The 14,267-nt window shown below is 34.1% G+C and carries 15 protein-coding genes; 9 read left to right on the top strand and 6 right to left on the bottom strand.

The genetic code is table 11. From position 1 onward, the window contains the following. The first annotated feature begins 6 nt into the window (after positions 1-6). The 6 genes from trmD (at position 7) to BMY56_RS02490 (ending at position 7,661) form a co-directional block, all read left to right on the top strand. Entirely contained in the window at positions 7-681 is a 675-nt protein-coding gene (trmD, locus tag BMY56_RS02515) for a tRNA (guanosine(37)-N1)-methyltransferase TrmD (RefSeq protein WP_091619412.1), read from the top strand. Between the two features lie 135 nt (positions 682-816). Then, positions 817-1,167 carry a 50S ribosomal protein L19 gene (gene rplS, locus BMY56_RS02510; protein WP_091619410.1) on the top strand — a complete coding sequence of 117 codons (351 nt, stop codon included), beginning with the start codon at positions 817-819 and terminating at the stop codon, positions 1,165-1,167. Positions 1,168-1,787: 620 nt separating this feature from the next. Continuing rightward, the gene (locus BMY56_RS02505; protein ID WP_091619408.1) at positions 1,788-4,004 is read left to right on the top strand and encodes an NADP-dependent isocitrate dehydrogenase; all 2,217 of its coding nucleotides are present in this window, start codon (positions 1,788-1,790) and stop codon (positions 4,002-4,004) included. Positions 4,005-4,117: 113 nt separating this feature from the next. Continuing rightward, a complete protein-coding gene (locus BMY56_RS02500; RefSeq protein ID WP_091619406.1) occupies positions 4,118-6,514 on the top strand; it encodes a TonB-dependent receptor in 2,397 nt (798 codons plus the stop codon). Between the two features lie 3 nt (positions 6,515-6,517). After that, positions 6,518-7,435: a DUF4249 domain-containing protein gene (locus BMY56_RS02495; RefSeq protein WP_091619404.1), complete on the top strand. Its 918-nt coding sequence runs from the start codon at positions 6,518-6,520 to the stop codon at positions 7,433-7,435. Next, positions 7,422-7,661 carry a DUF6095 family protein gene (locus tag BMY56_RS02490; RefSeq protein WP_079513915.1) on the top strand — a complete coding sequence of 80 codons (240 nt, stop codon included), beginning with the start codon at positions 7,422-7,424 and terminating at the stop codon, positions 7,659-7,661. Before BMY56_RS02495 ends, BMY56_RS02490 begins: the two co-directional genes overlap by 14 nt. Here BMY56_RS02490 and BMY56_RS02485 read toward each other — a convergent pair. Next, positions 7,658-8,347 (bottom strand): DUF4294 domain-containing protein, encoded by a 690-nt coding sequence (locus BMY56_RS02485; RefSeq protein WP_091619401.1) that lies wholly within the window; start codon positions 8,345-8,347, stop codon positions 7,658-7,660. The genes BMY56_RS02490 and BMY56_RS02485 overlap by 4 nt on opposite strands. Positions 8,348-8,451: 104 nt before the next feature. Between BMY56_RS02485 and BMY56_RS02480 the strand changes: the two genes are divergently transcribed. Together BMY56_RS02480 and BMY56_RS02475 are read left to right on the top strand one after the other, a co-directional pair. Further along, complete coding sequence (locus tag BMY56_RS02480) at positions 8,452-9,543, top strand: M42 family metallopeptidase (RefSeq protein ID WP_091619399.1); 1,092 nt, start codon at positions 8,452-8,454, stop codon at positions 9,541-9,543. Between the two features lie 48 nt (positions 9,544-9,591). Next, positions 9,592-10,140: an NUDIX hydrolase gene (locus BMY56_RS02475; protein WP_091619397.1), complete on the top strand. Its 549-nt coding sequence runs from the start codon at positions 9,592-9,594 to the stop codon at positions 10,138-10,140. Here BMY56_RS02475 and hisS read toward each other — a convergent pair. The 5 genes from hisS to rpsF form a co-directional block, all read right to left on the bottom strand. After that, entirely contained in the window at positions 10,132-11,511 is a 1,380-nt protein-coding gene (gene hisS / locus BMY56_RS02470) for a histidine--tRNA ligase (protein ID WP_091619396.1), read from the bottom strand. The genes BMY56_RS02475 and hisS overlap by 9 nt on opposite strands. Before the next feature lie 81 nt (positions 11,512-11,592). Next, on the bottom strand, positions 11,593-12,069 hold the full coding sequence (locus BMY56_RS02465; RefSeq protein ID WP_091619394.1) for a DUF6495 family protein: 477 nt from the start codon (positions 12,067-12,069) through the stop codon (positions 11,593-11,595). Between the two features lie 136 nt (positions 12,070-12,205). Further along, positions 12,206-12,658: a 50S ribosomal protein L9 gene (gene rplI / locus BMY56_RS02460; protein ID WP_091619392.1), complete on the bottom strand. Its 453-nt coding sequence runs from the start codon at positions 12,656-12,658 to the stop codon at positions 12,206-12,208. Positions 12,659-12,671: 13 nt separating this feature from the next. Then, positions 12,672-12,968 (bottom strand): 30S ribosomal protein S18, encoded by a 297-nt coding sequence (rpsR, locus tag BMY56_RS02455; protein ID WP_027067300.1) that lies wholly within the window; start codon positions 12,966-12,968, stop codon positions 12,672-12,674. 5 nt (positions 12,969-12,973) lie between these two features. Continuing rightward, positions 12,974-13,318 carry a 30S ribosomal protein S6 gene (gene rpsF, locus BMY56_RS02450; RefSeq protein WP_079513901.1) on the bottom strand — a complete coding sequence of 115 codons (345 nt, stop codon included), beginning with the start codon at positions 13,316-13,318 and terminating at the stop codon, positions 12,974-12,976. A 228-nt stretch (positions 13,319-13,546) separates the two neighbouring features. Here rpsF and BMY56_RS02445 point away from each other — a divergent pair, with 228 nt between their 5' ends. Next, positions 13,547-14,239, top strand: a complete 693-nt coding sequence (locus BMY56_RS02445; RefSeq protein WP_091619390.1) for a LytR/AlgR family response regulator transcription factor — start codon at positions 13,547-13,549, stop codon at positions 14,237-14,239. Positions 14,240-14,267: the final 28 nt, after the last annotated feature.

The following is a 14,267-nucleotide window of genomic DNA, read 5'->3' as shown; positions in this document are numbered from 1 at the left end:
CAAAAGATGAGAATAGATATTATTACCGTATTACCAGAATTACTTAGGAGTCCGTTTGAAGCTTCCATTTTAAAGAGAGCTATAGAAAAAGGCTTGGTTGAAGTACATTTTCATAATCTTAGAGATTATACCGATACCAAATATCGGAATGTTGACGACTACCAATTTGGCGGTGGCGCTGGTATGGTTTTGATGATCGAACCAATAGACAAATGTATCACTGATCTGAAGGCTCAACGCCATTACGATGAAATCATATATATGACGCCTGATGGGGAAACTCTAAATCAGAAAATGTCTAATCAGCTTTCAATGATTGATAATATGATTATTCTTTGTGGTCATTATAAAGGTGTCGACCAACGTGTTAGAGATGCATTTATAACTAAAGAAATTTCTATAGGCGATTATGTGCTTTCAGGTGGTGAATTGGGCGCAGCAGTACTTTGCGATTCTATCATAAGATTGATTCCTGGTGTTTTAAATGATGAAACTTCTGCCTTGACAGATACTTTTCAAGACGGATTGTTAGCTCCGCCAGTATACACAAGACCTGCGGAATATAAAGGAATGAATGTGCCAGATATATTGCTAAGCGGTAATTTCGGTAAAATTGAAGAATGGCGAGAAAGCAAGGCCTATGAGCGCACAGAAAAGCTTCGACCCGATTTATTACAATAGGCAAATCCGTTTCAAGTAAAAAAGTCTCTAAAATACTTGTATGTTTTAATTTAAGGATTAATTTTGCAGCCTGTTAGAATAACCTCTGACGATAATCGTGAATGTTACTCTAATTTAATTCCAATTAACTATTCAATGGAATCATTAATAAAATTTGTACAAGACGAATTCGTAACTAAAAAGGAATTCCCAAAGTTTTCATCTGGTGACACAATCACTGTGTACTACGAGATTAAAGAAGGCGAAAAAACAAGAACTCAGTTTTTCAAAGGAGTTGTTATACAACGAAGAGGTACTGGTTCAACAGAAACTTTTACTATACGTAAAATGTCAGGAACAGTTGGTGTAGAACGTATCTTCCCAATTAACTTACCTGCACTTCAAAAAATTGAAGTGAACAAGAGAGGTAAAGTACGTAGATCTAGAATTTACTATTTCCGTGAATTAACTGGTAAGAAAGCTAGAATTAAGGAAATAAGAGGATAAATTTCCCTCAAAAAATTTATAAAGCACCGTTTCAATTTGATACGGTGCTTTTTTTATGAACAAAAGTGAATAACCTATGTTTATAACATGTTGATTAATAAATATTTACAAAAATCTTTTGTCAATTGATATTTTTTTGTAAATTTAAATGTGATTAATAAATCGGAAACGACGAAGTATCCATTTAGAAGTCATTACAGAGCTTGCGTTCTTTGTATTGTTATTGAACCTTTAGGGGTGAATTTTAAAAATAAAGGCTGTCGCTTTAATTTTTAATTATTTATTAAACATCTAAAATTCTAAAATATTAGTTTTTAGAGATTAATGAAATAACAAAAAAGAAATGTTGATTAAAGTTTGGACACCCGTTTAAATTTCAAAAACATTTTAAACGTTGAATTAGTGAAGCGGGTGCAATCAAGGGTTGCCGTTTTAATGAAAAATTAAAACAAACTGTCCGTAAACTTTTTCTAAAAAGCCATATCATTGTATACGTACATTGATATGGCTTTTGTTATTTAACAAATCTTCACGCATGCCTGAAATATTAGCGCATTTCCTGTCTTTTTAGCCTATAGAAAATTGTATCTTTGTTCCGCTTAAATTAAAACAAACCGCAAATGTCCAAAATTTTTTATACCAAAACAGACGAAGCCCCTGCATTGGCAACGGAGTCTTTTTTACCTATTGTAAAAGCTTTCACAAAATCTTCAGGAATTGAAATAGAGACAAAAGATATCTCACTAGCTGGCCGAATTGCAGCTACTTTTCCCGAATTTTTAACTAAAGAACAACAGGTGTCCAATGATTTGGATGAATTGGGCAATATGGCAAAACAGCCAGAAGCAAACATTATTAAATTACCGAATATTAGTGCCTCAATTCCACAATTGAAGGAAGCTATACAGGAATTACAGTCTAAGGGATATAATTTACCTAGTTATCCTGATGAACCTAAAAATGATGAGGAAAAGGAAATACGATCCAAGTACGATAAAATAAAAGGCAGTGCCGTTAATCCAGTTTTACGTGAAGGAAACTCTGATCGTAGAGCTCCAAGAGCAGTTAAAAATTACGCAAAACAGAATCCACATAGTATGGGTGCTTGGAGTTCTGATTCTAAAACCCATGTCGCCACTATGGCAGAAGGTGATTTTAAAGCTAATGAAAAATCCTTAACCCTTACCAAAGCTACCTCAATACAGATTAAATTGGTATCTGATTCTTCAGAAACTATACTTAAGGACAAAATAGAGCTGCAGGCTGGTGAAATTATTGATGCCACGGTATTGAACAAAGAAGCATTAATTAAATTCTTGAAAAAAGAAATTAAAGATGCGAAAGAAAAAGGAGTTCTTTTCTCTGTTCACCTAAAGGCAACTATGATGAAAGTTTCCGATCCAATTATATTTGGTCACGTTGTGGAAACTTTCTTAAAACCTGTTTTTGTAAAATACGCAGATACTTTTGACACCTTAGGAATTAGCCCTAATGACGGATTAGCCAGTTTATATCAAAAAATTGAAAAGCTTCCTCAAACAGAGAAAGACGCAATTACCAAAGATTTAGATGCTGCTTTGGCTAATGGTCCAGATTTAGCAATGGTAAATTCAGACAAAGGGATTACCAACCTTCACGTACCAAGTGATATAATTATTGACGCATCTATGCCTGCAATGATAAGAAATTCAGGTAAAATGTGGAATGCTCAAGGTAAAGCTCAAGATACTAAAGCCGTTATACCAGATAGTAGTTACGCTGGTATTTATTCTGCTACAATCGATTTCTGTAAGAAACATGGAGCATTTGACCCGACAACAATGGGTACTGTACCAAATGTTGGTCTTATGGCCCAAAAGGCCGAAGAGTATGGCTCTCATGACAAAACGTTTGAAATAAAGAAAAACGGGGTAGTACAAGTAATAGATTTGGAAACTGGTGCTATTTTAATCGAGCATAAGGTGAGTAATGGAGATATTTGGCGTATGTGTCAAGTTAAGGATGCTCCTATTCAAGATTGGGTTAAACTAGCGGTTTCTAGAGCTAAGGCAACCAATGACCCTGCTATATTCTGGTTAGATGAGAAAAGGGCCCATGATGCAGAACTTATTAAAAAAGTAAAGACTTACTTAGCCAATGAAGACACAAAAGGATTGGATATTCAAATCATGTCCCCTACTGCGGCTACAGAATTCACTTTAAAAAGAATGAAAGCCGGTAAGGATACTATTTCTGTTTCTGGTAATGTTTTACGTGATTACTTAACTGATCTTTTTCCAATACTAGAAGTAGGTACTAGTGCAAAAATGCTTTCTATCGTTCCTTTGATGAATGGTGGTGGTCTATTTGAAACAGGTGCCGGTGGTTCAGCCCCCAAACATGTGGAACAATTTTTAGAGGAAGGACATTTAAGATGGGATTCTTTAGGTGAGTTTTTAGCATTAGGGGTTTCCTTAGAGTTTTACGGAGAAAAAAATGGAAATGCAATGGCTAAGGTTCTTGGCGACACTTTAGATAGTGCTACTGAAAAGTTTTTATTAAACGACAAATCCCCATCTAGAAAAGTAAACGAAATTGACACTAGAGGAAGTCACTTTTTCCTAGCAAAATATTGGGCAGAAGCACTAGCGAAACAAGATAATAATGCAGAATTGAAAGCAATATTTTCGAAAGTAAGTACTCAAATAAACGAAAAAGAATCTCAGATTCTTACTGAATTAATTAATGCTCAAGGTTCAAAACAAGATATAGGTGGGTATTATAAGCCTGATGCTTTTTTGGTTGAAAAAGCAATGAGACCGAGTTCTACGCTTAATGAAATTTTAAAAGCTATTTAATTACAATATTTTAAATTAAAATACCCTCGATAATTATCGAGGGTATTTTTTTTGGAACATGATTAACTTTTAGGAGTGTCATGATTTTCTGACTATTTTTACTCAAAAAATTGATGAAAGGATATTTACAACTTATTCTTGTCACCCTTCTATGCTCTTCAAATTCATGGGGTCAAGAAAAGTTTACTTTAAGTGGAACCATATCTGAGAATAGTAGTAATGAGACACTTATTGGCGTTACTGTATCAATACCAGAATTAAAAACCGGTGTAACAACTAACGAATACGGTTTCTATTCCATAACATTACCAAAAGGTACTTATTCTGTTTTAATTAGCTACTTAGGTTTTAAAGATGTTCTACAGGAAATTAACCTAAACGAAAATAGAAGAATAGATTATTTACTTGAAGAGGAAGCTGAACAATTAGAAGAAGTCGTGGTTACAGAAAATGTCGAAAAGATGGACATTCGAAAACCACAAATGAGCGTAAACACCCTTTCTATAGGCACTATTAAAAAAATACCTGTAATTCTGGGGGAGGCCGACGTAATTAAGTCCATATTGCTTTTACCCGGTGTTACAAATGCTGGTGAAGGTGCTTCAGGTTTTAATGTGCGAGGTGGTGCCGCAGATCAAAACCTTATCCTTTTAGATGAAGCAATAATTTTCAATTCATCTCACTTATTCGGATTCTTTTCTGTGTTTAATCCTGATGCAATTAAAGACGTTAAACTATACAAAGGTGGCATTCCTGCTCGATATGGTGGCAGAGTCTCCTCGGTTTTAGATATTTTTCAAAAAGAAGGCAATAGTAAAGAGTTTAAAATGAATGGTGGCATTGGTGCTGTTGCCAGTAGGCTTTTAGTTGAGGGACCCATTAAAAAAGATAAAGCAGCTTTCTTAGTTGGTGGTAGAGCATCTTATGCACATCTTTTTTTACCCTTGTTCGATGTTGACAATACAGCTTATTTCTACGATTTAAATACCAAATTAAATTATAGATTAAATGATAAGAACAACATATTCCTATCTGGTTATTTTGGTAGAGATGTCTTTGGCATCAATGACAGTTTTGTAAACACCTATGGTAATACAGTGGGAAATTTTAGATGGAACCATTTATTCTCAGATAAACTATTCTCCAATCTATCACTTATTTATTCAGATTACTACTATGGTTTAAAGCTTGATTTTGTTGGTTTTAATTGGAATTCAGGTATTAGAAATTTCAATATAAAATATGACCTTAAATATTATATGAATGATAAGCTGCAAATAAATTACGGCCTTAATAATGTGTACTATCAATTCAATCCTGGTAAAATTGAACCTAGTAATGCTGAATCGGGAATTATCGAAGAACAACTTATTCAAAAATACGCTAATGAATTTGCTGCTTACGTTGATGTTGAGCATAGAGTAACAGAAAATTTAAGTCTTAGCTACGGATTACGTTTTAGTCAGTTTATGCGTTTAGGTCAAGATGAACTGAATGTATATGCAAATAATAATCCCGTTGAATTCGACCCATTTCTACTCATTTATCAAGAAGCAGAACCAATTGATGTTATTAATCCAGGTAGAGGAACTACACTGTCAACTTTTAGTAATTTTGAACCTAGAGCTTCCTTATCATATACCTTAAATGAATCTAGTTCAATCAAAGCAAGCTATACGAGATTAGCTCAATACCTTCACCTTTTATCTAACACCAGTTCCCCAACCCCATTAGATGTTTGGACACCGAGCGGTCCGTTTATAAAACCACAACTGCTCGATCAATATGCCCTTGGATATTTTAAAAATATTCAAGACGGTGATTATTCTGTTGAGGGTGAGGTTTTCTATAAAAATGTTCAAAATAGAATTGATTACATAGATGGTGCCAACTTAATTGCAAATAATGCTATAGAGCAAGTTATATTAAACGGTGAAGCTCGTGCATACGGATTAGAAGTTTTACTTCGCAAGAGCGAAGGTAAACTACAAGGATGGCTAGCATATACTCTATCTAAATCAGAGCAACGTACACCTGGCAGAATGCCCTTTACAGATAACGGTCGTAGCAATATTGAATCTGGAATTAATTTTGGAAACTGGTACAACACTCCCTATGATAAAACACACGACATTTCTTTGTTTTTAAGTTATGATTTAAATGACAAATGGAATTTCAGCAGTAACTTTACATACCAAACTGGCCAACCTACCAATTACCCAATTGGTCAATTCGAATTCCAAGGTTTAACTGTCCCTTATTACGGATTACGTAATACACAAAGACTACCTGCTTATAATCGACTTGATCTATCAGCTACGCTAACTCCAAAAAAGAATATAAGTAGAAAAATCAAAGGTGAATGGGTATTTAGTTTATATAATGTATACAACAGACGAAATGCTGCTTCTATTAGCTTTAGACGCAATGATGATACTGGTGCAAATGAAGCGGTTAGAACTTCTATTTTTGGCTTTGTACCTGCAGTAACCTATAACTTTAAACTGTAATCGATGAAACGTTTTATATTGACATTATTGACAATTTCAATAATTATTTCTTGTGAAGATGTAATTGATGTGGAACTACCTGATAACGACACCAGGCTTATTGTAAATGGCGTCATAAGGGTAGATGAAACTCAAGAGTATTTACCAATCGAAATTATAGTGTCAAAAAGTAGTTCTTTTTTTGAAAGCAATAATATTGCTGCTTTAGAAAGTGCTGTTATCTATTACGGTACAACTAACCCTGATGCTCCAGAAATACTTGAAGGTGGTGGCATTTCAAATTTAACAGAACTTGAACCTGGTAGCGGTAAATGGGTGCCAGATCCAACATTTGATAGTGATCAAAGAATTAGGGTAAGCAATATAAACGAAGGTGATGTTTTTCAATTACTTCTTACAACAAGTGAAGAGCGATATTTCGCCACAACTACCTATGTAAAATCAGTTCCTATAGAATCCTTAGAACAAGGAAATCAAACTTTATTTTCTGGTGATGAAACTGAAGTTATCGTCACATTTACGGATAATGGCGAGCGTGACGATTTTTATATTTTAGATTTTGATTTTAACGAGTATTTGGTTACTGAAGATGAATTCTACCAAGGTCAAACTTTTGTGTTTTCTTATTTTTATGATTCAGATTTGGAATTGGATACAGACAGAACCATAAATATAGGCCTTTTTGGTGCAGATGAATCGTTCTACAATTATATGAATCAAATAATAGTACAATCCGGTGGAGACCAAGGGCCTTTTCAAACTCCCGCTGCCACCGTTAGAGGAAATATCACAAATATTACTGGTATTGATAATTCCGAAGTATCAGACAATGTTTCACGTAACGATAATTTTGCCCTAGGTTATTTTGCCATAGTTCAAGAATATAAAAAAAGTATAGTCATAGATAATGAGAAGAACTGATAAAGATATGCTCGTAACTGGGCTAAAACGTTTGGGAATTACTGTAGTTTTAATGTTTACAGCTCCATTAGTATTATGGCAAGCATTTAAAAATCAAGAGCATTTTCTATTTTGGCCAGTATGCATTCTCGGAATTATATTAGCCTCATATGCCATTTTCATGGGATTCAAGGGAATAAAAACTATTGTAAATTCTGTGTTCGGGGTTAAAACTAAATCGAATTAGTTTTTAAGTTTTTTTGTAGTTTTCTTCCACTTATTATACAATTTGTCATAGTCATAGTCTAATACCGTCGCCTGTCGCTCTAATTTACCATTTGAAAATGCACGTTGAAGAATGTCTTCAATTAAATAATCTTCTTCAATCACATCTGGGTGAAATTCTTCTTTAATACTAATCTTAAAGAATTTGGCTGTAGTATTATACCAAAAGGCACGCCAACCATTACGAAGGTCCTTTACCAAATCGAATGCAGTAGTACCCGTTTGTCTGTAGATTAACTTTACTAAAATCTGTCCCTCAGTTCTAGTAAGTTTTTTTAATTCTTCTGAAAATTCTTCCTCAATATACTTTTGAACCTTTTTTGTATACTTCCTTCTTTTTCTAGTATTCTTGATGTCGGCAAGACTATCATTAAGTTCTACCAACCTTTCTGCGGCCAATTTTGCATACGGATACACTTTTTCTGTCTTTCTACGTAATATATAATACCTCAGTTTGTCATCATAAGACGAGAACTTTAGCTTTCCAAAAACATAAGCTTCTTCTAATGCAATAGAATTCTGTAGTAAAGAATCACCAGAAATAATTATCATTTTCTCCGATACAGAATCCAATTCCTGTTCTTCTATCTGAGCAAAAATAGAATAACTGGTCAAGAATAAAAAAATGAGTAAATAGTTATATTTCATTAATATAGGCTAAGCAAATGTCTTGCCAAAATTAACGATAATTATAAAAGGTTATTATTAATACAACGCTAATATTGTTAAGTTTGTATCTTAAAATTACATTGATGGCTGATAAAAAAATTATTACTAAAAAGTCTCTAGACTTTTTTGAAAAATACTTGAATAATGCTGCTCCGACCGGTTATGAATTGGAAGGGCAAAAATTGTGGATGGATTACCTAAAACCATATGTAGATACTTTTATTACAGATACGTATGGTACTGCAGTTGGTGTAATAAATCCTGATGCAAAATACAAAGTTGTTATTGAAGGACATTCTGATGAAATTTCATGGTATGTCAACTATATAACAGACAATGGATTGATCTATGTGATACGTAATGGTGGTAGTGACCATCAAATAGCGCCTTCGAAGTGGGTAAATATCCACACGAAAAAGGGAATTGTAAAAGGGGTATTTGGCTGGCCAGCAATCCATACTCGCAAAGGAGAAAAAGAAGAATTAGCTCCTAAACTAGATAATATTACTATCGATATAGGTGCTAAGGACAAAGCGGAAGTTGAAAAGATGGGGGTTCATGTTGGCTGTGTTATCACCTACCCAGATACATTTCAGGTTTTAAATAAAGATAAATTCGTTTGTAGAGCTATAGACAACCGTGCAGGTGGATTCATGATTGCTGAGGTTGCCCGTTTATTACATGAGAATAAAATAAAATTACCGTTCGGACTTTATATCACCAATTCAGTTCAAGAAGAAATTGGTCTTCGTGGTGCTGAAATGATTACCCAAACCATTAAGCCTAATGTTGCTATCATTACTGATGTTTGTCATGATACGACGACACCAATGATTGAGAAAAAAACACAAGGACATACTGAAATTGGAGCTGGACCTGTAATTTCTTATGCCCCTGCTGTACAAAACAAATTACGTGAACGTATATTAGAAACAGCTGAGGAGAAGAAAATTCCTTTTCAACGCATGGCGGCATCAAGAGCTACCGGTACAGATACCGATGCTTTCGCGTATAGTAATGGCGGAGTTGCTTCTGCATTGATTTCTTTGCCTTTGCGTTATATGCATACTACTGTTGAAATGGTTCATAAAGATGATGTTGAGAATGTTATTCGATTAATTTATGAGACACTCCTAACGATTAAAGAAGGAGAAACCTTCAGTTATTTCGATTAAAGTATAACAGTCCCTCCAATTTTTTAGGAGGGATTATTTTTTAGTACTATGGACGAGCTTATTGACATTTTAAATGCTGATGGAGTACCGTTAGGTAAAACTACAATGAAATCTGAAGCCCATAAAAAAGGCCTCTTTCATGCCACGGTTCATATTTGGTTTTATACAGAAGACGGGAAACTACTTATACAAAAACGAGCTTCAAATAAAGATACCCATCCTAGTTTATGGGATATTTCGGTTGCTGGTCATATTGGTGCTGGAGAATCAATTTTAGATTCTGCAATTAGGGAAGTGCAAGAAGAAATAGGTTTAACGATTACGGGTAAAGAACTGAAGAAAATAGGTGTATTTAAATCCATCCAAAAACATTCCGATCAACTCATCGATTGTGAATTTCATCATACGTTTTTATCTAAACTAAAGATACCCCTAGAAAAACTTATCAAACAAAAAAGTGAAATTGATGACCTCAAATTAATTTCGATTATTCAATTTGAAAAAGAATTAAACGATAAAGAATTAAGCAAACAATACGTGCCGCATTCAATAGAATATTACACTAAAATATTAAATGAAATTAGACGATTACTCTAAGGTTGCAACAAATTTGTCTACTTCAGAGAGTGCATAAGTTATTTGATTACCACTCTCCATATATTTCACCACAAAACTGTTATTTTCTAATTCTTCAGCACCTAACAATATTACATAAGGTACCTTTCTATTATTGGCATATTTGAATTGTTTCTGGATTTTTACATCAGAAGGATATAAATCTGACATTACACCTCTTTTACGAAGTTCCGTTACTAGTTTTAAAGACATTAGCGCTTCTTTAGTCCCGAAGTTAAGGCAAAGTACATCTAAAGACTTATCGACGGACTCAGGGAATAAATTCAATTCTTCCAATACCAGGTAGATTCTGTCCAACCCAAAAGAAATTCCTACCCCACTCACGTCCTTTAATCCAAAGATTCCCGTAAGATCATCATAACGACCACCGCCACCAATAGACCCCATAGATACACCTTTCGGAGCTGAAACTTCAAAAATTGCTCCTGTATAATAATTGAGACCACGAGCCAATGTAACATCAATAGCCAATTTAGCAGATTGCAAACCTAAAGTTGAAATAGTCTCCATAATAAAACGAAGCTCTTCCAAACCTTTTTGCCCTTCTACAGAATCTTTCAATAAGCTATCTAAACGATTTAACTGATCTACATTACTACCTTGAGGTTCAAATAATGGTGCTGCTTTTTCGATTGCATCGGCCGAAATACCTTTAGCCAACATTTCTTTTTTAACGCCTTCCTCGCCTATTTTATCTAATTTATCTAAAGCTACCGTGAAATCGATTAATAAATGCTTTGCTCCAATAACTTCAGCAATACCTGCTAAAATTTTTCTATTATTCATTTTAATAGTAGCACCTTCTAATTTTAAATCAGAAAATACCGCATCATACAATTGAATCAATTCTACCTCTTGCAACAATGAATCTGAACCTACTACATCAGCATCACACTGAAAGAATTCTCTAAAACGACCCTTTTGTGGTCTATCTGCACGCCAAACGGGTTGAATCTGATATCGTTTAAACGGGAAATCTAGCTCATTCTGATGCATTACAACATACCGGGCAAAAGGCACCGTTAAATCATATCGCAACGCTTTCTCTGTAATTTTAGGGGCTATACTAGTAGAATTTTTAGAACTGTAGGTTATATCATCAACCTTACTAATAAAATCACCTGAATTGAGAATTTTAAAAATTAAACGGTCACCTTCTTCACCATATTTACCTAACAACGTTTCTGAATTCTCAAAAGATGGAGTTTCAATAGGTTGAAAACCATACGTTTGAAAATTTTTCTTGATGGTGTCAAAAATGTAGTTACGCTTTGCAATTTCAGATGGAGAAAAATCGCGCGTTCCTTTAGGAATAGAAGGTTTCTGTGCCATTAATTTTTTATTGTAATGCAAATATAGCCTTCAAAAGGTAAGACTACAATTAGGAATTAATAATATGAACAACCAAGAGCTCTACGAGGTTTCAATTACCTTTTCGAACCACTGGTATAAATCGCCTTTAGTAATCACTGCACCTTGTTGCAGTAGTAAGAACTTGTCTACATTTTTATCATCGGTATAGGCTTTTGAAGCTGTCAAATATTCTACAAAATCTGATTGCCAATTCTTCTTAAACCATTCAAATCCGATTTTAGTAGTTAAATCTAAATCTGGGTTCATCACTTTCACAGAAATAAGCTTCATTTCCTTTTCAGTAAGAAAGAACAAATGCATTTGATTGCTTGAAATATTCTCTAGGTAGGAAACCTTACTCAAAACACCTTCCCATACCAAATCGCTAAAAACATCTAATTCTTCTTCCGCTACTTTAGGCTTATCTTTTTTAATGGCATCCCATTCATCTCCTGTAATTGATTGGGTAGCCAAAAAGTTAATAAACTCTTGGTGTAGTTCTTCTAATTGTTCTTTTGTTAGCCTTGTGTATTTCATCGATAGATATTCTTTTAATAATAATTAAATACAACGTGTCAATTTCATATTGGCACTCTAATAATCCGTTTCATGACCAATCAAAAAAAAGCCCTCCAGTAAACTGAAAGGCTAATATATTTAATAATTTGAAGTATTATTTTTGCTCCGCAATAACTTCAAATCCGAAATCAACTATAACCTCACGGTGTAATCTGATTTGTGCATTGTAAGGGCCAGTTCTCTTAACTGCACCACCTAAAATACTAATGAATTTTTTGTCGATAGCATGACCTTCTTTAGCCAAAGCCTCTGCCAAATCACCGTTAGTAACTGAACCGAATAATTTATCGCCAGCACCTGTCTTAGCAATGATCTTCAATTCTAAAGCTTTTAATGCTTCTTCAGTTTTCTTAGCGGCATCAACAACTTTTTTCTCTTTATGTGCTCTTTGCTTCAAGTTTTCAGCTAAAACCTTTTTAGCAGATATAGTTGCCATTGCAGCTAAGCCTTGAGGAATAAGGAAGTTTCTTCCGTATCCGTTCTTAACATTAACTACATCGTCTTTAAAACCTAAATTTTGTACGTCTTCTTTTAATATAAGCTCCATGATTCTTTTCTTATTATTTTAATAAATCAGCAACATATGGCATTAATGCCAAATGACGAGCTCTTTTTACCGCTTGGGCTACTTTTCTTTGATACTTCAATGAAGTTCCTGTAAGTCGTCGTGGTAACAATTTACCTTGCTCGTTTACCAACTTCAATAAAAAATCTGCATCCTTATAATCCACGTATTTAATACCGGACTTTTTAAAACGACAATACTTCTTTTTAGTGTTGGTCTCAATGTTCAATGGAGTTAGATACCTGATCTCTCCATCTTTCTTTCCTTTTGCCTGTTGTTGTAATGTTGCCATAATACTTAAGCTTTAGCGGTTTTTTTGTTTCTTGTTCTTCTTCTTTCTGCCCATGAGATAGCATGCTTGTCCAATTTAACGGTCAAGAAACGCATAACACGTTCATCTCTTCTAAACTCCTGTTCGTAAGGTGTAACTACCTCACCAGTGTTAGTGAATTCGAACAAGTGGTAAAATCCACTCTTCTTGTTTTGTATCGGGTAGGCCAATTTCTTTAGCCCCCAATTCTCTTTAGCTACCATTTTGGCGCCATTGTTAATTAAGAAATCCTCGAATTTCTTAACTGTTTCCTCTATCTGTACATCTGATAGAACGGGATTCAAAATGAAAACAGTTTCGTAATGGTTCATATTATATTTGTTTTAAGGAGTGCAAAAATAGATATTATTTTAAAATAATTATAAGAAATACGAATATTCTTCGTTATTAGATGGTAACAACATGAAAAATAGACCAAATCTTAATCATATCATCATTACCAAATACACGATCAACAGTGCATTGTTCACATCTTTTGTTGCAGTTCAGCATGTTTTTTCGGTTATTTGTCGATGATTTAACCCCACAAATCAGCCCTTATGAAGTTAAGAAGTATCATCGTTGACGATTCATCCATGCAAAGGATGGCCGTTGCAAAGTTGGTAAACAATCATCCTAATTTAACTATGGTAGCAGAATACAGTAACGCTATCGAAGCTAAAAATGGAATCAAGAACCATGAGATAGATCTTATATTTCTTGATGTTGAAATGCCAATTATCACAGGATTCGACCTACTCGAGTCATTAGAAAACAGTCCTCAGGTAATTTTGATTACCGGTAAACCAGATTATGCACTCAAAGCATTCGACTATGATGTAACGGATTATTTACATAAACCGATTACTATGGCACGTTTTGATGCATCTGTTAAAAGAGCTGTTGCCAATTACGAACAATTGCACCGAGTAAATGAAGATGAGGAGCATATTTTCGTAAAAAGTAACCTTAAGAAGAGAAAGGTTATTTTAAATGATATTAAGTGGATCGAAGCACTTGGAGACTATATAAAATTAGTAACTGATGAAGCTAATATCGTAATCTTATCAACAATGAAATCTTTTGAAAAGCAATTACCAGAAGATAAGTTTTTAAGAATACATAAATCGTACATCATTAACCTTGAGAAGGTTGAGAAATTCAACAGTAAAAATGTTGAAGTTAGTGGTAGATCTATACCCTTGAGTAGAAATAAAAAGTCAGAACTTGCCGAAGCGCTTAGTAATGTATAATATATGATATAATTTTACTTTCAAAAAA

This window comes from Maribacter orientalis (assembly GCF_900109345.1).
Taxonomy (GTDB): domain Bacteria; phylum Bacteroidota; class Bacteroidia; order Flavobacteriales; family Flavobacteriaceae; genus Maribacter; species Maribacter orientalis.
Note: the sequence above shows the minus strand (reverse complement) of the source record. Positions and strands in the feature narration are given on the sequence as shown.

Excerpts from the sequence above, each read along its gene's own strand:
- trmD (WP_091619412.1), top strand. The coding sequence starts at position 7 with ATGAGAATAGATATTATTACCGTATTACCAGAATTACTTAGGAGTCCG.
- rplS (WP_091619410.1), top strand. The coding sequence starts at position 817 with ATGGAATCATTAATAAAATTTGTACAAGACGAATTCGTAACTAAAAAG.
- BMY56_RS02505 (WP_091619408.1), top strand. The coding sequence starts at position 1,788 with ATGTCCAAAATTTTTTATACCAAAACAGACGAAGCCCCTGCATTGGCA.
- BMY56_RS02500 (WP_091619406.1), top strand. The coding sequence starts at position 4,118 with ATGAAAGGATATTTACAACTTATTCTTGTCACCCTTCTATGCTCTTCA.
- BMY56_RS02495 (WP_091619404.1), top strand. The coding sequence starts at position 6,518 with ATGAAACGTTTTATATTGACATTATTGACAATTTCAATAATTATTTCT.
- BMY56_RS02490 (WP_079513915.1), top strand. The coding sequence starts at position 7,422 with ATGAGAAGAACTGATAAAGATATGCTCGTAACTGGGCTAAAACGTTTG.
- BMY56_RS02485 (WP_091619401.1), bottom strand. The coding sequence starts at position 8,347 with ATGAAATATAACTATTTACTCATTTTTTTATTCTTGACCAGTTATTCT.
- BMY56_RS02480 (WP_091619399.1), top strand. The coding sequence starts at position 8,452 with ATGGCTGATAAAAAAATTATTACTAAAAAGTCTCTAGACTTTTTTGAA.
- BMY56_RS02475 (WP_091619397.1), top strand. The coding sequence starts at position 9,592 with ATGGACGAGCTTATTGACATTTTAAATGCTGATGGAGTACCGTTAGGT.
- hisS (WP_091619396.1), bottom strand. The coding sequence starts at position 11,511 with ATGGCACAGAAACCTTCTATTCCTAAAGGAACGCGCGATTTTTCTCCA.
- BMY56_RS02465 (WP_091619394.1), bottom strand. The coding sequence starts at position 12,069 with ATGAAATACACAAGGCTAACAAAAGAACAATTAGAAGAACTACACCAA.
- rplI (WP_091619392.1), bottom strand. The coding sequence starts at position 12,658 with ATGGAGCTTATATTAAAAGAAGACGTACAAAATTTAGGTTTTAAAGAC.
- rpsR (WP_027067300.1), bottom strand. The coding sequence starts at position 12,968 with ATGGCAACATTACAACAACAGGCAAAAGGAAAGAAAGATGGAGAGATC.
- rpsF (WP_079513901.1), bottom strand. The coding sequence starts at position 13,318 with ATGAACCATTACGAAACTGTTTTCATTTTGAATCCCGTTCTATCAGAT.
- BMY56_RS02445 (WP_091619390.1), top strand. The coding sequence starts at position 13,547 with ATGAAGTTAAGAAGTATCATCGTTGACGATTCATCCATGCAAAGGATG.